We start from the raw sequence: 18295 nt of genomic DNA, 5'->3' as shown, positions 1-18295 counted from the left end.
GTCGCCGCGAACGCGTGCTACGCCGCCCGGCGCCCAAAGTAGCGGATACCGGCCAGTTGCGGAATCCGGTACGGGCTGCGGAGGCGACGCGTTGCCCGTCCGCGGCTGCGCAGGTGGTAGCGGCTGAGTTCACGCCGCACCGAGGGCGCCAACAGCGGCCCCAACACCGCCCCGGCGCCGAGCGCCAGGGCCAGCCCGGCCGCCATCCCGAGGGTGCCGCCGGCGTTGGGCTGCCCGTTGACCAGTTGCACGAAGCCGCGGAACAGCGTCAGTCCGGGAACCAACGGGATGATCCCGGCCATGATGATCACCAGCGGGGTGACGCGCAGCCGTGGCGCGAGCAGGGTGCCGACCAGCCCGGTCGCCGCGGCGGCGGCAAACGAGCTCACGATCGGGTTGGTCTGCACCAGTTGCAGCCCGAAGAACAGCAACGTTGCGGTCGCCCCGGCAAGACCGGCCGCCAAGGCCGCCTTGAGCTGCGCATAGCCGGCGAGCGCCGCGGCGGCCGCGCCGATCGCGCCGGCCAGCATGTACGCCGGCACGCTGAGCACCGCGACCGGCACCTCGGGGCTCACCCGGACTTGCACACCGAACGCCGTGCCGATCCGCACCGCGATGGAGACGCCGACCAGGATGCCGACCGACAAGAGCAGGATGTCCATTCCCCGCGACACGGCCGTGAGTTGGTAGCCGGTGATGGCGTCCTGCACCGAGCCGACGGTAGCCAGCCCGGACAGCAGCACCACGATGTTGGCGGCCACCACCGGTGAGACCGGGGTTCCGGCGGGCAGCCAGCCGACGGCGTGCAGGCCGATGGCGACACCGGTGGCGATGGCGGCGGCAACCACCTGCTGGAACAGCATGGGCAGCTGCCAGCCGTTGAGCACGCGACCGACCCGGTCGATCAGGGCCGTGGTGACCGCCGAAATCAGCGCGACCAGCGGCCCGGCGCCGATCAACACGGCGAAGCCACCGGCCATGACCGCCCAGCCGGCCGTGGCCACCCAGCGCGGATAGGGATGGGCGGCGCGGTTCACGCTGTCCAACTGCTGTTGCACCCACTCGGGGTCGGGCGTCGTATTCACGACATGCTCGGCAAGATCGGTGGCCAGCTGCAGGCGGGTGTAGTCCAGGGAGCGCGACTGCACCAGGTACATCGCGGTGACCGGAGCACCCGGAACCCCGCGGGGCACCGACACCCGGATGGAATTCGCCATGATGTCCACCTGGGTCTGCGGCAGCCCGTAGGCGGTGGCGATGGCGAGCATGCTCGAGGCGACATCGGCGGTTCCGGCCTGCGAGCCCAACAGCAGCTGGCCGAATCGCAGGGCGATATCGAGAACCCGCCGGACGTCGGTTTCATCCATGCGCTTCGTTTCCGATGACACCATGCCGCCTCGGCTACCCGTTCGGCGCCGCGAGGCCACCTGCGGCGGCGGATCGGTGCGCGGCTACAGCAGGTAGCGATACGCCGGTGACCCCGGCTCCAGCGGCTCGACGTGCACCTGGGAGGAGCGCATCCGGGCCAGCAGCCCATCGAGATCAGCCGCCGACCCGAGTTGGATGCCGACCAGGGCCTCCCCGGTCTCGCGGTTGTTGCGCTTGACGTACTCGAACAGGGTGACGTCGTCCCCGGGCCCGAGCACCTCGTCGAGGAACCGCCGCAGCGCGCCCGGCTCCTGGGGGAAGTCGACCAGGAAGTAGTGCTTGAGGCCCAGGTGCACCAGGGAACGTTCGAGGATCTCGCCGTACCGCGAGACGTCGTTGTTGCCGCCGGAGATCAGGCACACCACCGTCGAACCCGGCGCGATATCGGCCTCCAGCAGGCCGGCCACCGACAGCGCGCCGGCCGGCTCGGCGATGATCCCCTCGTTCTGATAGAGGTCGAGCATCGCGGTGCAGACCGCGCCCTCGTCGACGGTGGTGACCGAGACCATGTCGCCGGCGGCGGCCAGCGCGGCGTAGGGCAGCGCCCCGGCCCGCCTGACCGCGGCGCCGTCGACGAACTGATCGACGTGGTCGAGGGTCACCAGTTCCCCGGCGGCCAGCGCCGCCATCATCGAGGCCGCTCCGGCCGGCTCGATGCCCAGCACCGCGCTGGTGGTGGTCCGCTCCGCCAGGTAGGTGGTGATGCCGGCGATGCACCCACCGCCGCCGACCGGAACCACGACGAGGTCCGGTTCGGTCCCGAGCTGGTCGAGTATCTCCACCGCGATCGTGCCCTGGCCCGCCATGGTCCGCAGATCGTCGTAGGGCGGCACCAGGGTGGCGCCGGTGCGGGCCACGTCGGCCAGTGCTGCCTCGGCGGCCAGGTCATAGGTCGCCCCGCCGACGATCAGCTCGATGAACTCTCCGCCGTGATAGCGGATGCGGTCACGCTTCTGCTTCGGTGTCTTGGCCGGCACGTAGACCCGGCCGTGGACACCCAGCGAGCGGCAGGCGTAGGCGAACCCCTGCGCGTGGTTGCCGGCCGAGGAGCACACCACACCGGCGGCCATCTCGTCCTCGGTCAGCTGGACCAGCAGGTTGTAGGCGCCGCGCAGCTTGTAGGACCGCACCGACTGCAGATCCTCGCGCTTGAGGTACACCCGGGCGCCGGTGAGCTCGGAGAGCCGGTCGCTGTGCTGCAGCGGGGTGGGCGCCACCACGCCGGCAATCCGCTTGGCTGCCGCGTCGACGTCGGCCGCTGTCAGCGGACCTTTCGCTGGGCCCGCGTCGGGGCCACTTCTGTTCTGGCGCAGTTCGGCGGACACCGCAATATGGTGCCACCCAGCAGCAGGTTCAGCCCACCGGGGTCAGCACGAACACCGGGATCTGGCGGTCGGTCTTGGCCTGATAGTCGGCGTAGTCCGGCCAGGCGGCAACCGCGCGCTCCCACCAGATCGCCTTCTCCTCGCCGAACACCTCCCGGGCGTCGTAGTCCCCGGAGACCGTGCCGTCCTGCAACTCGACCCGCGGGTTCTTCTTGACGTTGTGGTACCAGACCGGGTGCTTGGGGGCGCCGCCGAGTGAGGCGACGATGGCGTACTCACCGTCGTGCTCCACCCGCATCAGCGGGGTCTTGCGCAGCTTGCCGGTCTTGGCTCCCACGCTGGTCAGCAAGATGACCGGCTTGCCCTTCATTTCGGTGCCCTCGGTGCCGCCCGAGGCCATGTACTTCTCGGCGTTCTCCCGCGACCACTCCCACGGGCTGGGTGCGTACTCTCCGCTCAGAGGCATGCCGTCAGCGTAGCCCGACGACCGGACGCGACACCCCGACCACGAGATTTCGGCTGGCCTAACAATTAGTTATCGCGTACCGTTAACGCTATGACCACCGCCGACCGTTACCGGCAGCAACAGGTGCCGATCGCGGGTGTGCCCTGGCCGGTTTACAAGCTGGTCGCGCTGGCCGCCGGCGTCATCACCCTGCTGGGCGTCGGCGCGGCCACGGCCAGTGCTTCGGCCGCGGTGCTGGCCGGTGCCGGGGTGTGCACCGCGGTCTGGCTCGTCCTCGGGTCACGGCGTCTGTCAGGGCACTGAACGCCGCTATCGGGGATCCGGCGGCGGGCCGTCGTAGACCAGCACATCGCCATCACGCCGCGCTTCTGCGGTGGGCCGGTGCTCGGGCAGCTTTCCGTCGTGCATCAGATGCCGCACCTCGATTCCGCGGACCAGGGTGAGGTAGTCGGCGATCAACTTGCGGTGGCAACGCCACCACACGGTCTCGGCGCACATCACCGCGACCTGGTGTTCGGCGGCATCGGTCAGCAGCTCGTCGATACCGGCCCGGAAATCCTCCGAGCGCATGTAACCGGCATAAGAGCGGAAGGAGTCGTTGCGCAGCCCGACATCCGGGCTCTCGCCTTTGACCCGGCGCCAGCCGCCCAACCGTGGCTCCCAGCGATAGCCGATTCCGGCGTCGGGCAGCCAGTGCTGCATCGCCTCGCGGGCGGTGTCGGGATTGCGTCGGCTGCCCGGTGCGGTACGCACGTCGACCAGGCGGCCCACGCCCGCCCCGGACAGCAGCGCCGTGATCCCCGCCGCGTCCGCGGTGCCGTGGCCGAAGGTGAAAACCGTTGGTGTCGTGGTGCTGCCCTCCTCAGACGGCTGTCGTGGTCCGGTCAGCCTCGGCGGCCTGCGGCTGGTGGACGTGCGGACCGGGCTCGGCGGCGTAGAGCTCCTCGATCTCGTCGGCGTACTTGGCGGCAATCGGCCGGCGTTTCAGCTTCATGGTGAGCGTGACCTCGTCGCCGCCGGGCTCCCACAGCGTGGGCAGCACCCGGAAGCGCTTGATCTGCTCGACGCGCGAGAGCTTGGCGTTGCCGGCGGCGACCCCGGCAGCGATCTGCGCGATCACGCCCGGATCGGCGGCCAGCGCGGCCGGTGTCGCCTCGGCCACCCCGTGCGCGGCGGCGTAGGGCCCGACCGAGTCGGCGTCGAACACCAACAGCGCGGTGTTGTAGGGCCGCGCGTCACCGACAATGACCATCGCCCCGATCATCGGGCACGACGCCAGGATGGCGTTCTCGATGTTGGCCGGCGACATGTTCTTGCCCGCGGCGTTGATGATCAGCTCCTTCTTGCGGTCGATCACCCGCAGGTAGCCGTCAGCGTCTTCTTCGAGGATGTCACCGGTGTGCAACCAGCCGTCGGAGTCGATCGCCTCGGCGGTCCTGGCCGGCTCTTTGCGGTAGCCGCGCATCACCAGGGGCCCGCGGACCAGGAACTCGCCATCATCGGCGACGCGACTTTCCAGCCCCGGCAGCAACTTTCCGACGGTTCCCAGCCGGGCTTCGCGCGGATGCGCCGTCGATGCGACACAGCTGAGCTCCGACATGCCCCAGACTTCGCAGATCGGTATCCCGATCCCGGCGAAGAAGCCCAGCGTCTCCTTGGGAATCGGGGCCGCACCCGAGACCGCCCACCGCAGTTCGTCCAACCCTATCCTGGCCCGTAGTTTCGACAGCACCAGGTCGTCGGCCCGGGCCCACTCCGCGGCGACATCGCCGGGCACCGGCTCGCCGGCCAGCAGTGCCGCAGATCGCTTCGCCCCGACCGCGAGCGCCCACTGCAGCGCGGCGCGGCGGTCGGGGTCGGGTTCACCGTCGACAGCGAATTCGATTGCCGCCTTGAGCTTCTCCCACACCCGCGGGACAGCCGCCCAGATGGTGGGCCGTACGTCGGGCAGTGCCCCGGCGATGGTCTTCACATCGGGAACGACGGTGACCTGAACGCCGAAGATCTCCTGGTTGTACAGCGCCATCGCCCGGTCGGCGATGTGCGCCGACGGCAGGTAGGAGGTGACGCGGTCGCCGTAGCGGACGCCCAGCACGGCGTCGAGGGCCCGGGCCTCGAACAACAGGTTGGTGTGCGTCATCTCCACCCCTTTGGGGGCGCCGGTGGTGCCCGAGGTGTAGATCAGGGTGACGACGTCGTCGGGTTGTACTGCGCGCCAGGAGGATTCGAAGTCGAAGTCGGCGTGCCCCGCCGCCAGCAGATCGTCGAGAGACAGGGTTCCGGGCGGGTGCCCGTCGACGCACACGATGTGGTCGATGGACGCGCCGGCGGCCCGAATCGCCGCGACGTAGGCCTGCTCGCAGACCACCACCTTGGTGCCGGCGTTACCGAACAGGTAACCGAGCTGCTCGGCGGGCAGCGTGTTGTACACCGAGAACGACGTGGCCCCCGCGTGTTGAGCCCCGACCTCCAGCGGGTAGAACTCGATCCGGTTGGCCATCATCAGCGACACCGTGTCGCCGCGTCGCACCCCGAGGCCGGCCAGTCCGGCCGCCACCTGCTGCACCTGTGTCGCATACTCGCACCAGGTCAGCGTCTGCGTGCCGCCGACGGTTCGCAGTGCCACCGCGTCGGGATCGATGGCGGCCGTGCGCTGAAACGCCTCACACAAGGTGCCCACCGGCTTGCTGTTTGTCATGTCGCCCCCCTGCTCGCCGCTGACTAGCGCCGACTCACCTTTTGCAGATACGCCATCGCCGAGGCCTGTGACTCGGGATCGTGCACGGCCGTCACGAGTGCATCGGCATCGTTCCAGCTGCGCGCGGTGACCACCATCCCCTCGGTCACCGCATTGACCTGACGCTTGGTGCCGCACAACGTCAGCGCGGATTTCCCGACCAGCTTCTCGACCAGCTCATCGACTTCATCGTCCAGATCGGCCTCGGGCACCACCCGGTTGAGGAATCCGGCCGCCTTCGCCTCGGCGGCGTCGAACGGCCGGCAGGTCATCACCAGCTCCTTGGTCAGCGATGGGCCGATCTCCCGCACCAGCCGCGGGATGCCGCCCCACGCCAGCGGGATACCCAGGTCGACTTCCGGGATGGAAAACCGGGTGTCCTCGGCGGCCACCCGCAGATCGCAGGCCGCGGCCAGCACCACCCCGCCGCCGACGCAGTGGCCGTGCAGGCGCACCACCGTCACCGCCCGCATGGCCTCGATCGCCTCGGCCATCCGCCGGCCGGCGTCCGCGGCCTCCCGCACGGCTGCCGCGCCGTCGGCAGCGGCGGCGAACGCAGCCAGATCCGCGCCGGCCGAGAAGGCCCGGCCACTGCCGGCGAAGACGACGACCTTGACCGCGGGCCGGGCGTCGAACCAGCGGGCCGCCGAGATCAGCTCCTGCAGGGTCACGGTGCTCAGTGGGTTGAGCTTGTCCGGGCGATTCAAGGTGATCGATCCACGCGCCCCCTCGGCCGCCACCGTGAGGGTGGTCGCCTGCTGCGTTTCCATGAGCGTTGACGTTAGCGGCGCGGTAGCGGCATTGGTTCCGGTTTCCCCGCGTATGTCCGATCGTCGCCTACGGTGAACCCCATGCCGATTGCCGTCACCGAGTTCAGCCTCCTCGAGCAGACCGCGTTTCTCACCGCCTACGCCCGCGCCCTCGACAACCGCTCCCCGACTCCGATTCTCGGCGACGAGTTCTCGGACCGGGTCGTCGGCCTGATCGACTACGACTTCGACGGTTTCCGGATCCCGGCCAGCGTGGTGCGCCAGACGGCACTGCGGGCCAAGCTGCTCGATGACCGGGTTCGTAGGTTCACCGCCGCGAATCCCGACGCCGTCGTGGTGGATCTCGGCGCCGGGCTCAACGAGCCACTGGCGCGGGTGCAGCCGCCGGCGAGCGTCGACTGGTACAGCATCGATCTCCCGCATGTGGTCGCCCTGCGCGACAAGCTGCTGCCGGCTCAGCGCGCGGAGCACGTCATCGCGGCCGATCTGACGTCCCCGGACTGGACGGCCGGCATCCCGGTCGGCCGACCGACCATGGTGATCGCCGACGGCCTGTTCGCCTTTCTCACCGAACCACAGGTCATCGCCCTGCTGGGGCGGGTTATCGACTACTTCGGGACCGGCGAGTTGGCGTTCAACGATTACGGCCGGGTCGGCGCGCTGAGCTCGCTGGGGATGAAGCTCGCGCCGCGAGGCATGTTCAGCGTGCTGCGCCACGTCTGGGCCAACCCCGGCTTCACCGACCCGCACACCCCCGAGCGGTGGGAGCCGCGGCTGCGCCTGGTCGAGCAGGCCTGCCTGGCGCACGCCGCTGAAGTCGACGCATTCCCCCCGGCGGCTCGGCGGCTGACCCGGCTTGCCGGCCGGTTCAAGTCAGTGGCCGGCAAAGCCCGGGTGCTGCGTTACAAGTTCTGAGATGCCCGCTACAGCGGGACGTCACAGCCGCCGAGGAAGTCACACGGATTGAAGTCCAGAACGGCGAACGGGTCGTTCGGAATCACGTAATCCGGGATCTCCGGGGTCCACGAGTGGAACAAGCTGTTCCACAGCTGCTGTGGGGCCTCCTCGCCGAACTGGATCAGACCCGCCGAGACACCGTTGAGCGGGTCGGTCACCACCGAGTAGGTGGTGCCGGCGGCGGACATGATCCAGTAGTTCAGATCGTGCGGACCCACACCGTTGAGGGTCACGTTGGTGAAGGCGCCATCGAACAGGTTGATCGTGTACATCGAGGCCCCGGCCAGATAGCCGAAGTTGCCCAGCACGCTCAGGTCTTCGGGGGTGTCGGCGTTCGGTATGAAGTCCCCGAATTGGTAGGCCGAGGTGGAGTAGAACGAGTTCCAGAAGTCCTCGATCTTGATGTTGTAGCCGCCGACCTCATCGCCGTTGAGGGTGACGTTGTAGAGCTGGTCACCCTTCCAGTCGGTGATCCACGGTCGGATGCCCTCGTAGGACCAGTCCCGGCCGACGCTTTCGCGCGTCAGTGGCTCCATCACCAAGCAGACCACGCCGTCGCAGGTCTCGTACGGCCCGTCCCATCCGGGCACCGGAGAGGTTCCGCCGGACTCGCCGGCGGCGTGAGCTGACGACATCGGCAGTATTACTGCGGCGAACCCAGCAGCGGCGCCTACCCCGAGCAGGGTGAGAAGACGACGCGATTTCCACATGACTGCCTCCGTTAAGCTTGTTGCTCGTGCGCTTTGTGACGCCTCAGGTGACCAAACGTTACACGTGTGTTATCTGATTCATATCAGAATCTGATGAGATTTTTTGTTAACGCTGAGCCCCCGGTTCGTTTCGCCTCGACACCATATGCGTTGCTCCTACAGTCCCGCCACTTGGCCGTCGAGGTACTCGCTGGGGTCGAAGTCCAAGCCGGCCCACGGGTCGGCCGGGATCAGGTAGTCAGGCACCGAGACATAACTGGAATTATCGAGACTATTCCACAACAGCGTCGGCGCCGCATCTCCGGCGTACTGGATGTAATCCTGGCTCGCCCCGTCCATCGTCACCTCGGTGTTGACGTAGTTCGGGGTGGTGACGATCCAGTAGGTCGCCCCGTTGGCGGCGTCGTTGATCGTCACCTGGTTGAAGTCGCCAAAGGTGGTGCTATACACCGTCGTACCGGTCAGGCCGGCGAACGCGCCGGGGTCGGCGCCGTCCGCGGCCGGAGTGTAAGCGCCATAGGTGTAAGTGGAGCTGGACATCAACGCCGACCAGTAGTCCTCCACCTTGATGTCGTAGCTGCCCGCGTTGACCAGGGAACCGTCGGCCGCGGCCACCTCGACGTTGTAGACCTGGTCCCCCTTCCAGTCGGTGAAGTACGGCCGGAAGCCGCTGTAGGTCCAGGTGTCCGGGTTGTCGATGCCCATCACCAGACACGTCGCCCCGTCACAGGTCTGATAGGGGCCGGCAACACCGGCGTGCGCAAGTGCTGCCGGCATGACGCACCCGGCGAACAGGGCGGCTGCTGCTCCCCCGAGCAACGCTAAGACGCGGTTTCGCACAGACATCACAGATGGTCCTTTTCCCCCGGGACCACACCAGTTGTGTGGGAAGTTTCAGACGTTACACCGGTGATGCTGTGTTGTTACGAGAAACGGATCTAAACGTTACCTTGAGATTGAGCTTTCCCGGTCCGGCACGTCAACGGGCTCCATTGGGGCTGGAGTGCAGGGCCGGCGAGTGGATACCGCAGGTGCACGCGTCGATCGACGGGCAGGTGCACTGCATACCCCACTCGATCACCGCGCGGGCGCGCGACAACGACTCGAGCTGGGCGTCGATCTCGGCGAGCTTGACCTGCGCCAGCGCTCGGCTCGCCGGGCGACCGGGCACGTCGTCGGCGAACAACAGCTGGATCTCGTCGAGGGCAAACCCCGCCGATTTGCACAGGCCGATGATCTCGAGACGGGCCAGCACCGCCTCGTCGTACCGGCGCTGCCCGCCCGCTCGCGCCGGCGGCGCCACCAGGCCGATCTGCTCGTAATAGCGCAACGTGGTCGCGGCGACTCCGCTACGGCGGGCCACCTCGCCAATCGTCAATCGGCCGGACAACAGCGCCCCCTGGTGCTTGACTTAGAGTCAACTCTAGGTTGTTCACTGGCGTCATGCCCATACAACGACTCGACGAACTGCGCACAGCCCGCTACGCGCTGTTGCGGTCCTTCCGCCGCGACGGCTCGCCGGTGGCCACTCCGGTGTGGTTCGCGCTCGACGACGACACGGTGCTGTTCCGCACCAAGATCGGCCCCAAGACCCGGCGACTTGCGCTGCGCCCGGACGTCGAGCTGACCGCCTGCGATTACCGCGGCCGGTGCCGTGACGAGGCGCCAGCCGTTGCTGGCCGGGCCACCATTCTCTCCGGCGCCGAGGCCGAGGCCGCCAACCGCACCCTGCACCGGCGCTACGGCTGGCAGTGGAACGTGATGCCGATGATCACGGTTCCGGGCGTGACCAATGTGCACCGGGATCTGCCCCTGCGCGCGAAACTGCGGCGCGCGCGCAGCCGCACGCTGTGGCCGGACAGCGTCATCGTGGCCGTGGCCGTGGCCGTCTGACCGGCCGTCGGCCTCACTCGGGCGCGCAGCCAGCGGACAGCCCGGCCGCAGAGATCGCATCCGGGGCGCACGCCCTGGCGGAGTGGCAGTGGCCGGGCGGCCGATGAACCGGTGGTGAGGCCAAGCAGCGGTGTCGGGGGTAGCCGCTACCCGCCCAGGCACCCCGGTCCCAGCAGCGCCTTGAGGTCACCCATCAGCGCTGAGGACGGCGTCACCCGTAGCGACGGGTCCAGTTCCAGCACGGTGATCCGCTCCCCGCTGATCAGCCGCAGCTGCACCTGCGCCGTGCCGGGATGGCGGGTCAGCACCTGCTTGAGGGCGGTGACCTTGTCCATGGTGCATTGCCGGGTCGGCAGGCTGACCGCCAGCGGTCGATCCGCAGCGTTGCCGGAGAAGTCGGGCACCACCAGCTCGTTGGCGATCAGCGAGATCCGGTCGTCGCGGATGGCGACTTTGGCGTTGACCAGCACCACGGCGTCGTCGACGACCTCGGCGCCGTAGGCCGAATAGGTGTGCGGGAAGAACATCACCTCGATACCTCCGGTGAGGTCCTCCAATTGCGCTGAGGCCCAGGGCATTCCGTTCTTGTTCACCCGGCGGTTCACCGATGCCAGGATGCCGCCCACCCGCACCTGGGTGTCGTTGGCGATCTCACCCTCCAGGATCGCCGGGATCTGGGTGTCGACCTGGGTGGCCAGCAGATGCGCGATGCCGTTGAGTGGATGTCCGGAGACGTAGAGTCCGAGCATCTCCCGCTCCAGGGCCAGTTTGTGCTTGTCGGCCCACTCCTCGTCAGGCACCCGGATCCCGAAAACGGCGTCGGTCCCAGCGGTTTCGCCATCCCCGCCACCGAACAGGTCGAACTGCCCCATCGCCTGGGCTTTCTTGGTGCCCAGCACCGAGTCGACCGCGTCGGTGTGCACCAGGAACAGGCCCTTGCGCGGGTGGCCCAACGAGTCGAAGGCGCCGGCCTTGATCAGCGATTCGGTGACCTTCTTGTTGCAGGCGGCGATATCGATCTTGTTGAGATAGTCGGAGAAATCGGTGAACCGGCCCTTGTGGGTGCGGGTGCTGATCAGCGACCCGACCACGTTGGCGCCGACGTTGCGCACCGCGCCCAGCCCGTAGCGGATGTCCTCCCCGACCGAGGCGAAGTTCAGTTCGGATTCGTTGACGTCCGGCGGCAGCACCGTGATACCCAGCCGCCGGCAGTCCGCCAGGTACACCGCTGCCTTGTCCTTGTCGTCACCGACCGAGGTCAACAACCCGGCCATGTATTCGGCCGGGTAGTTGGCCTTGAGGTACGCCGTCCAGTAGGACACCAGCCCGTACCCGGCCGCGTGCGACTTGTTGAACGCATACCCGGCGAACGGAAGGATGGTGTCCCACAACGCTTTGACGGCCTTCTCGGAGAACCCGTTGGCGGTCATGCCTTCGTAGAAGCCCTTGTACTCGGCCTCTAGGACCTCGAGTTTCTTCTTGCCCATGGCTTTACGCAGCGCATCGGCCTTGCCCATCGTGTAGGAGGCGACCTTCTGCGCGATGAACATGATCTGCTCTTGGTAGACGATCAAACCGTAGGTCTCGGAGAGGATGTCGCGCAGCGGCTCTTCGAGTTCGGGATGGATGGGCTTGATCGCCTGGCGGTTGTTCTTGCGGTCGGCGTAGTCGTTGTGGGCGTTCATGCCCATCGGCCCCGGCCGGTACAGCGCCAGCACCGCGACGATGTCGTTGAACTCGGTCGGCTGCATGCGGCGCAGCAGGTCACGCATCGGGCCGCCGTCGAGCTGGAACACCCCGAGGGTGTCACCGCGGCCCAGCAATTCATAGGTGGCCGGATCGTCCATGGGCAACGAATCCAGATCCAGGTCGATCCCCCGATTGGCCTTGATGTTCTCCAGGCAGTCACCGATGATCGTCAGGTTGCGCAGGCCCAGGAAGTCCATCTTCAGTAGGCCGATTTCTTCGCACGACGGGTAGTCCCAGCCGGTGATGATGGCGCCGTCCTGGGGGCGTTTCCACAGCGGGATGGCGTCGATCAGCGGCTCGGAACTCATGATCACCGCGCAGGCGTGCACGCCGGCGTTGCGGACCAGTCCTTCCAGGCCACGCGCGGTCTCGTAGATGGTGCGCACGTCGGGATCGGTGTCGATCAGCGTGCGGACCTCGGCGGCCTCCTTATACCGCTCATGGGTCGGGTCGGTGATGCCCGACAGCGGGATGTCTTTGGCCATGATCGGCGGCGGCAGCGCCTTGGTGATCCGGTCGGCGATCGCATAACCGGGCTGTCCATAGTGCACGCGGGCCGAATCTTTCAGCGCGGCTTTGGTTTTAATGGTGCCGAAGGTGATCACCTGTGCGACCCGGTCGCTGCCCCACCGCTCGGCGGCATAGCGCACCATCTCGCCGCGGCGACGGTCGTCGAAGTCGATGTCGATGTCGGGGGCCGACGGCCGCTCCGGGTTGAGGAAGCGTTCGAACAGCAGCCCATGCGGAATGGGATCGATGTTGGTGATGCCCAGGGCGTAGGCCACCAGCGACCCGGCCGCCGAACCGCGGCCCGGGCCCACCCGGATGTTGATCGAGCGCGCATAGTTGATCAGGTCCGCGACGATCAGGAAGTAGGACGGAAATCCCTTGCCGCAGATGACATCGATCTCATAGCCGGCGCGATCGGTGTATTCCTGGGGCACACCGGCCGGAAAGCGCCTTTCCAGCCCGGCCGCCACTTCGTGACGCAGCCAGGACCCCTGGTCGTGGCCCTCGGGAACCGGGAATACCGGCATCCGGTCGCGCGGGGTCCAGATGTCGGCGTAGGACTGCACCCGCTCGGCGATCAGCAGGGTGGAATCGCAGGCGCCGGGGATGGTGTCGTCCCACAGCGCGCGCATCTCGGCGGCCGATTTCAGGTAGTAGCCGTCGCCGTCGAACTTGAACCGGGTCGGATCCGACAGCGTCTTGCCGGTCTGCACACACAGCAGCGCCTCGTGGTTCGCCGACGCATCGCGGGTGACGTAGTGGCAGTCGTTGGTGGCCAGCGCCGGGATGCCCAGCTTGCGGCCGACGTCCAGCAGCCCGTCGCGTACCCGGCGCTCGATGGACAGCCCGTGATCCATCAGCTCCAGGAAGTAGTTCTCGGCGCCGAAGATCTCCCGCCATTTCGCCGCCGACTCCAGTGCCTCGCGGTCCTGGCCGAGCCGCAGCCGGGTCTGCACCTCCCCCGACGGGCACCCGGTGGTGGCGATGATGCCCTCGGCGTGCTCGGCGATCAGCTCGGCGTCCATCCGCGACCACTTGCCCAGCTGGCCCTCGAAGGAGGCCAGTGAGGACAGCTTGAACAGGTTGCGCAACCCGGTGGCGTTCTCGGCGACCATGGTCAGGTGGGTGTAGGAGCCGCCGCCGGAGACGTCGTCGCTCTTCTGGCCGGGATCACCCCAGTGGACCCGGCGGGTGTCGAACCGGGAACCGGGGGCGATGTAGGCCTCCACCCCGATGATCGGCTTGATGCCGGCTTTGGTCGCGGCGTTGTAGAACTCACTGGCGCCGAACATGTTTCCGTGGTCGGTCATCCCGATCGCGGGCATCTCAAGCCGCTGCGCCTCGGCCAGCATGGGGGCGATCTTCGCCGCACCGTCCAGCATCGAGTACTCGGTGTGGTTATGCAGGTGTACGAACGAAGATCCCATAGGACCGCCAGTCTATGGCCGGGCACCGACCGAGCCCGGCGTGTCGTCGGGTGTGTCTTCCGGGCGGGCATTTCCCGGGACAGCAGCCGCCGCCGTGCACTACGTTGAGGTGCGTCTGAAGCGGAGGAGACACATACATGAGCGTGTACCGGGTGATCGACATCATCGGCACCAGCCCGTCGTCGTGGGAGAACGCCGCGGCCGAGGCGGTGCACCGGGCCAAGCAGACCATCGACGACATCCGCGTCGCCCAGGTCGTCGAGCAGGACCTCACCCTCGATGACAAGGGCGGGATCATCTACCGCACCAAGCTGCGGATCTCCTTCAAGATCCGGCCGCCGAAATCCTCCACCGAGTCCAGCTGACGGCCCGATGCCGCGAAGCTTCGACGAGCTGGTCGCCGAGGCCGCTGCGGCGCCGGTGGACGGGTGGGACTTCTCCTGGCTTGAGGGCCGGGCCACCGAACAGCGCCCGTCGTGGGGCTATCAGCGGATGCTCAGCGCGCGGCTGGCGACGGTGACCTCCGCGCTCGACCTGCAGACGGGCGGCGGCGAGGTGCTGGCCGGGGCCGCGCAATTCGGACGCTTCCCACCGACGATGGCCGCCACCGAGGCCTGGCCGCCGAACGCCGCGAAGGCCACCCGACTGCTGCATCCGCTGGGTGTCGTGGTGGTGTCGGTATCGGAGCGTCCGCCGCTGCCCTTCTGCGATAACGCCTTTGAGCTGATCTCCAGCCGGCATCCCAATGAGGTGTGGTGGCCCGAGATCGCCCGGGTGCTCCGGCCCGCTGGCAGGTATCTGGCCCAGCAGATCGGCCCCGCCTCGATGGCCGAGCTGGCCGAGTACTTCCTTGGCCCGGTCCCGGACAAGGGCTCCGGATACGACCCGCACGTGCAGGAGGCCCAGGCGCGCGCCGTCGGCCTGCAGGTGCTCGACCTGCGCATGGAGCGGTTGCGCGCCGAGTTCTTCGACATCGGCGCGGTGATCTACTTTCTGCGCAAGGTGATCTGGATCGTGCCCGGTTTCACCGTCGAGCGACACCTTGACCGGTTGCGCGAACTGCATGAGCTCATCGAGGCGCAAGGCCCGTTCGTCGCCCACGCCACCCGGGTGCTCATCGAGGCCGTCAAAAGCCCGGCGGTTCAGCGAAGCTCGACGAAGGAGAGCTGAAGCTGGGACCGCCGCGACAGGCCGCTCAGTCCGGCGAGGCGTAGCGCTGAAAGCACAGCTCGGCGTCGCCCTGCAGGCCGGACCGGAACGCCTGAATGCGGGTGAATCCGGCCGGCACCGCCGCGCCGTCGACGCCGCTGGCGGCCAGACCGTTGGTGAGCAGGCCGGTGACCGCCTCGTCGAGGTCGTCGGCGCTCAGCGTGCCGCGGGTGCCGTCCTGCGACGGTTCCGACAGCCGCCGCTGCCCCAGCCCGGTCAGGCACGCCGTGCGCAGCCCCGCCATCGCCGAGGTCAGTTCAAGGCCGCGCTGGTGTTGCAACGCCAGCATGTAGCGCGAGGCCACCGCCGACAAAGCGGTGTTGGCACCGTGCAGCATCAGCCGGGTGCCGCCGTCGTCGTCGAGGTCGCCGGCCAGGCGCCGCAACCCGGGCAGATCGACCGCGATGGTGTTGGTCGCCGGGCAGTAGGAGGCCGGCGGGCTTGCCTGCCCGTCGGGGCACGCCGCCGCGAAGGCCAGCACGGGTGGCCGCGCCGGGCGGAAGCGGGCGTTGAGCGCCTCGACCATCCGGGTGACCAGGCGTTCGCTGATGCGGGGCACGGCGGGCTGCGCGTGACCGGTGGGCCCGACCCGCAACGTCACCGGCGTGCCGGCCCGGCGGTGTTCGATGTCGCCGGTGTCGATTTCGGCGCAGCGCTGCACGCCGGTGTCGAAGCCGAGCTGCAGGGCACCGATCCGGTCCAGCGCGGTGCCGTGGCCGGCCCCGACGACCAGTTCGCCGTCCGAGCCGGGTACGGGATCGCGCAGCGTGATCAGCCCGGCCAGCAGTCCGTTGAGCCCGTCGGTGGTGCTCAGGGTCAGCCGGGGTGAGCCGCCTTCGGCGACCCAGCGCAGGTAGGCCCCGGCGAAGCAGTCGGCCTGTTGTTCGGCCACCAGGACCGGCGTCGAGCTGTCGACCAGCCGGGCCATGTCCTGCACCGCGTGACCGTATTCGTGCGCCAGCACTCCGGTGATCGCCATGTCGCCGAAGTAGCGCCGGGCGCCGGGCAGCAGCACACCCCGGTCCCACGCCATCTTGTCCTGGCCGTAGCAGTAGAACGCATTGACGAACCCGCGGGTGTTCACGCCGCACAGCGTTGCGCCGGCGCTACTTGAGTCATAGGAGATCAGCGTGCCGACCGGAGCGAAGCGGCCCCCGGAAACATCGAGACCGGCGTAGTTGCGCTGCCAGAAATCGGTGATGTCGTTGATCGACAGCAGCGCCAGCGCATCAATCTCGCCGCCGTTGCCGTTGCGCACCGACCCGGTCGGCGCGGGTGCATCCGGACGCGGCCCGCTGGGGCCGTCGGTCACCGGCAGGCCACTGACCCGCCACGGGTCGTAGAGCATCGAAACCGGGTGGCCGTCGACGGTGCTGCTGTAGCCCGTCGGTGCCAGCGCCGCGCCGGCGCTGACCAATCCGGCGGTCAGCAACGCGCCGGCCCACCGAATACCTCGCCTGCACCGGCGTTGTCTCATATCCCGACCTCGCCTGAAAACCCGCACTACAACCGGCAAAGGATAGGGGATGCTGCGCTGCCACCAAAATCGGCGCGCCGTACCCGGGTGCGAATTGCGCGGCGCTGCTTAGAAGGTGAGCTGGTCGCGGTGCCGCAGCACGTCGATGGCGTGTTGGAGATCACCCGGGTACTCGCTGGTGATCTCGATGCGCCGCCCGTCGCCGGGATGGGCGAAGGCCAGCGAGCGGGCGTGCAGCCACTGGCGTTCCAGGCCGAGCTTTTTCGCCAGCGTCGGATCGGCGCCGTAGGTGAGGTCGCCGCAGCACGGGTGCCGCAGGGCGGCGAAGTGCACCCGGATCTGGTGGGTGCGACCGGTTTCCAGGTGCACGTCGAGCAGGCTGGCGGCGACGAACGCCTCCACGGTGTCGTAGTGGGTGATGCTGTGCCGGCCGCCGGCGGTGACCGCGAACTTCCAGTCATGACCGTGGTGCCGGCCGATCGGTGCGTCGATGGTGCCGCTGGAGGGGTCGGGATGGCCCTGCACCAGCGCGTGGTAGCGCTTGTCGACGGTGCGGGCCTTGAAGGCGCGTTTGAGGACGGTGTAGGCGCGCTCGGAGATCGCCACCACCATCACCCCCGAGGTGCCGACGTCGAGCCGGTGCACGATCCCCTGCCGTTCGGGCACCCCGGAGGTGGTGATCCGGTAGCCCGCCGCGGCCAGCCCGCCCAGCACGGTGGGTCCGGTCCAGCCCACCGACGCGTGGGCGGCCACCCCCGCGGGTTTGTCGACGGCGACGATGTCGTCGTCGGAGTACAGGATCGTCATGCCCTCGACCTCGGTCGGGGTGTTCTCCAGTGGGGCCGGCGCCTCGGGCAGCCGCACGTGCAACCAGGCGCCGGCGGCCAGTCGGTCGGACTTGCCGGCGGGTGCCCCGTCCAGTTCGACGTCGCCGTTCTCGGCCAGGGTGGCCGCGACAGTGCGGGACAGGCCCAGCAGGCGGGCCAGCCCGGCGTCCACGCGCATGCCGGCCAGCCCCTCCGGCACCGGCATGGACCGTTCGGTCACGACCGCATCAGGCCTGGTCACCTGCGCGACGGCGGCCCACCGTGTCGAAGTCGAAGCCGAACACCGACAGCCCCACCAGCAGGATCGCACCGCCGACCACCGCCGGGTCGGCGACGTTGAACACCGGCCACCACCCAATCGACAGGAAGTCGACGACGTGGCCCTGCAGATGCCCGGGCGCCCGGAAGAATCGGTCGACCAGGTTGCCCAGCGCCCCGCCGAGGATCATGCCCAGCCCCACCGCCCACCAGGGTGACACCAGGCGGCGCGACATCCAGATGATGCCGAGCACCACCGAGCTGGCGATCAGCGTCAGCACCCAGGTGTAGCTGGTGGCCATCGAGAAGGCGGCACCGGAGTTGCGCACCAGCGTCCAGGTGACGGTGTCGCCGATGATCGACACCGGCTGGCCGGGGGTCAACATCTTCACCGCGAGCACCTTGGTGACGACGTCGACGGTCAGCACAACCGCGGCCACCGACAGCAGCAGGCCCAGCCGCCGGCGCGGCGCGGCCGCCTCCGGCGCCGGATCGGCGGCCGGCTCGGTCGAGTCGGTTGTCTCCTCAGTCACGTCCCCCATCATCCCTTAA

General features: G+C 68.4%; 18 protein-coding genes. 5 read left to right on the top strand and 13 right to left on the bottom strand.

Annotation, left to right across the window (positions count from 1 at the left end):
* Nucleotides 1-17: 17 nt before the first annotated feature.
* From AC5Y4Q_RS14970 to AC5Y4Q_RS14960, 3 genes are all read right to left on the bottom strand, one after another.
* Entirely contained in the window at nt 18-1367 is a 1350-nt protein-coding gene (locus tag AC5Y4Q_RS14970) for a threonine/serine exporter family protein (RefSeq protein ID WP_499959475.1), read from the bottom strand.
* An 84-nt stretch (nt 1368-1451) separates the two neighbouring features.
* The gene (gene ilvA / locus AC5Y4Q_RS14965) at nt 1452-2753 is read right to left on the bottom strand and encodes a threonine ammonia-lyase IlvA (protein WP_064920860.1); all 1302 of its coding nucleotides are present in this window, start codon (nt 2751-2753) and stop codon (nt 1452-1454) included.
* A 28-nt stretch (nt 2754-2781) separates the two neighbouring features.
* Nucleotides 2782-3219, bottom strand: a complete 438-nt coding sequence (locus AC5Y4Q_RS14960; protein ID WP_064920861.1) for a nitroreductase family deazaflavin-dependent oxidoreductase — start codon at nt 3217-3219, stop codon at nt 2782-2784.
* 90 nt (nt 3220-3309) lie between these two features.
* On the opposite strand from AC5Y4Q_RS14960, the gene AC5Y4Q_RS14955 reads away from it, so the two are divergent.
* Nucleotides 3310-3522, top strand: a complete 213-nt coding sequence (locus AC5Y4Q_RS14955; RefSeq protein ID WP_064920862.1) for a hypothetical protein — start codon at nt 3310-3312, stop codon at nt 3520-3522.
* A gap of 6 nt (nt 3523-3528) precedes the next feature.
* Here the strand turns inward: AC5Y4Q_RS14955 and AC5Y4Q_RS14950 are convergent, their stop codons facing one another.
* From AC5Y4Q_RS14950 to AC5Y4Q_RS14940, 3 genes are all read right to left on the bottom strand, one after another.
* Nucleotides 3529-4005 (bottom strand): DUF488 domain-containing protein, encoded by a 477-nt coding sequence (locus AC5Y4Q_RS14950; protein ID WP_499959596.1) that lies wholly within the window; start codon nt 4003-4005, stop codon nt 3529-3531.
* 76 nt (nt 4006-4081) lie between these two features.
* Nucleotides 4082-5917, bottom strand: a complete 1836-nt coding sequence (gene fadD11 / locus AC5Y4Q_RS14945) for a fatty acid--CoA ligase FadD11 (protein ID WP_499959472.1) — start codon at nt 5915-5917, stop codon at nt 4082-4084.
* Between the two features lie 23 nt (nt 5918-5940).
* Complete coding sequence (locus tag AC5Y4Q_RS14940) at nt 5941-6726, bottom strand: enoyl-CoA hydratase/isomerase family protein (protein WP_499959470.1); 786 nt, start codon at nt 6724-6726, stop codon at nt 5941-5943.
* An 81-nt stretch (nt 6727-6807) separates the two neighbouring features.
* Here AC5Y4Q_RS14940 and AC5Y4Q_RS14935 point away from each other — a divergent pair, with 81 nt between their 5' ends.
* On the top strand, nt 6808-7641 hold the full coding sequence (locus tag AC5Y4Q_RS14935; protein ID WP_064920865.1) for a class I SAM-dependent methyltransferase: 834 nt from the start codon (nt 6808-6810) through the stop codon (nt 7639-7641).
* An 8-nt stretch (nt 7642-7649) separates the two neighbouring features.
* On the opposite strand, the gene AC5Y4Q_RS14930 is transcribed toward AC5Y4Q_RS14935, so the two are convergent.
* From AC5Y4Q_RS14930 to AC5Y4Q_RS14920, 3 genes are all read right to left on the bottom strand, one after another.
* Complete coding sequence (locus tag AC5Y4Q_RS14930) at nt 7650-8393, bottom strand: hypothetical protein (protein ID WP_131809519.1); 744 nt, start codon at nt 8391-8393, stop codon at nt 7650-7652.
* A gap of 156 nt (nt 8394-8549) precedes the next feature.
* Nucleotides 8550-9170 carry a hypothetical protein gene (locus AC5Y4Q_RS14925; RefSeq protein ID WP_065018868.1) on the bottom strand — a complete coding sequence of 207 codons (621 nt, stop codon included), beginning with the start codon at nt 9168-9170 and terminating at the stop codon, nt 8550-8552.
* 202 nt (nt 9171-9372) lie between these two features.
* A complete protein-coding gene (locus AC5Y4Q_RS14920) occupies nt 9373-9783 on the bottom strand; it encodes a helix-turn-helix domain-containing protein (RefSeq protein ID WP_499959467.1) in 411 nt (136 codons plus the stop codon).
* Nucleotides 9784-9836: 53 nt separating this feature from the next.
* On the opposite strand from AC5Y4Q_RS14920, the gene AC5Y4Q_RS14915 reads away from it, so the two are divergent.
* Nucleotides 9837-10286: a PPOX class F420-dependent oxidoreductase gene (locus AC5Y4Q_RS14915; protein WP_499959465.1), complete on the top strand. Its 450-nt coding sequence runs from the start codon at nt 9837-9839 to the stop codon at nt 10284-10286.
* Nucleotides 10287-10432: 146 nt separating this feature from the next.
* On the opposite strand, the gene dnaE is transcribed toward AC5Y4Q_RS14915, so the two are convergent.
* Nucleotides 10433-13972, bottom strand: a complete 3540-nt coding sequence (gene dnaE / locus AC5Y4Q_RS14910) for a DNA polymerase III subunit alpha (protein ID WP_125224513.1) — start codon at nt 13970-13972, stop codon at nt 10433-10435.
* Nucleotides 13973-14109: 137 nt separating this feature from the next.
* Here dnaE and AC5Y4Q_RS14905 point away from each other — a divergent pair, with 137 nt between their 5' ends.
* Both AC5Y4Q_RS14905 and AC5Y4Q_RS14900 read left to right on the top strand, forming a co-directional pair.
* Nucleotides 14110-14337, top strand: a complete 228-nt coding sequence (locus tag AC5Y4Q_RS14905; RefSeq protein WP_064920871.1) for a dodecin family protein — start codon at nt 14110-14112, stop codon at nt 14335-14337.
* Between the two features lie 7 nt (nt 14338-14344).
* Nucleotides 14345-15142, top strand: a complete 798-nt coding sequence (locus AC5Y4Q_RS14900) for a class I SAM-dependent methyltransferase (RefSeq protein ID WP_064920872.1) — start codon at nt 14345-14347, stop codon at nt 15140-15142.
* A gap of 25 nt (nt 15143-15167) precedes the next feature.
* Here AC5Y4Q_RS14900 and AC5Y4Q_RS14895 read toward each other — a convergent pair whose 3' ends face one another.
* The 3 genes from AC5Y4Q_RS14895 to lspA all read right to left on the bottom strand — a co-directional run bounded on the left by AC5Y4Q_RS14895 (nt 15168) and on the right by lspA (nt 18288).
* Nucleotides 15168-16658, bottom strand: coding sequence for a neutral zinc metallopeptidase (locus tag AC5Y4Q_RS14895; protein WP_499959464.1), 1491 nt, complete (start codon nt 16656-16658; stop codon nt 15168-15170).
* Between the two features lie 108 nt (nt 16659-16766).
* Nucleotides 16767-17705: an RluA family pseudouridine synthase gene (locus AC5Y4Q_RS14890; protein ID WP_125224514.1), complete on the bottom strand. Its 939-nt coding sequence runs from the start codon at nt 17703-17705 to the stop codon at nt 16767-16769.
* Between the two features lie 7 nt (nt 17706-17712).
* Complete coding sequence (gene lspA, locus AC5Y4Q_RS14885; protein ID WP_499959461.1) at nt 17713-18288, bottom strand: signal peptidase II; 576 nt, start codon at nt 18286-18288, stop codon at nt 17713-17715.
* Between the last annotated feature and the right edge of the window lie 7 nt (nt 18289-18295).

Source organism: Mycobacterium sp. NGS16 (assembly GCF_059813225.1).
This window is presented reverse-complemented; position numbering and strand designations above follow the sequence as displayed.

Coding starts and splice junctions, on each gene's coding strand:
- AC5Y4Q_RS14905 (WP_064920871.1), top strand. CDS start 14,110: ATGAGCGTGTACCGGGTGATCGACATCATCGGCACCAGCCCGTCGTCG.
- AC5Y4Q_RS14940 (WP_499959470.1), bottom strand. CDS start 6,726: ATGGAAACGCAGCAGGCGACCACCCTCACGGTGGCGGCCGAGGGGGCG.
- AC5Y4Q_RS14970 (WP_499959475.1), bottom strand. CDS start 1,367: ATGGATGAAACCGACGTCCGGCGGGTTCTCGATATCGCCCTGCGATTC.
- AC5Y4Q_RS14895 (WP_499959464.1), bottom strand. CDS start 16,658: ATGAGACAACGCCGGTGCAGGCGAGGTATTCGGTGGGCCGGCGCGTTG.
- fadD11 (WP_499959472.1), bottom strand. CDS start 5,917: ATGACAAACAGCAAGCCGGTGGGCACCTTGTGTGAGGCGTTTCAGCGC.
- AC5Y4Q_RS14900 (WP_064920872.1), top strand. CDS start 14,345: ATGCCGCGAAGCTTCGACGAGCTGGTCGCCGAGGCCGCTGCGGCGCCG.
- AC5Y4Q_RS14915 (WP_499959465.1), top strand. CDS start 9,837: ATGCCCATACAACGACTCGACGAACTGCGCACAGCCCGCTACGCGCTG.
- AC5Y4Q_RS14935 (WP_064920865.1), top strand. CDS start 6,808: ATGCCGATTGCCGTCACCGAGTTCAGCCTCCTCGAGCAGACCGCGTTT.
- AC5Y4Q_RS14930 (WP_131809519.1), bottom strand. CDS start 8,393: ATGTGGAAATCGCGTCGTCTTCTCACCCTGCTCGGGGTAGGCGCCGCT.
- AC5Y4Q_RS14960 (WP_064920861.1), bottom strand. CDS start 3,219: ATGCCTCTGAGCGGAGAGTACGCACCCAGCCCGTGGGAGTGGTCGCGG.
- lspA (WP_499959461.1), bottom strand. CDS start 18,288: ATGATGGGGGACGTGACTGAGGAGACAACCGACTCGACCGAGCCGGCC.
- dnaE (WP_125224513.1), bottom strand. CDS start 13,972: ATGGGATCTTCGTTCGTACACCTGCATAACCACACCGAGTACTCGATG.
- AC5Y4Q_RS14925 (WP_065018868.1), bottom strand. CDS start 9,170: ATGCCGGCAGCACTTGCGCACGCCGGTGTTGCCGGCCCCTATCAGACC.
- AC5Y4Q_RS14955 (WP_064920862.1), top strand. CDS start 3,310: ATGACCACCGCCGACCGTTACCGGCAGCAACAGGTGCCGATCGCGGGT.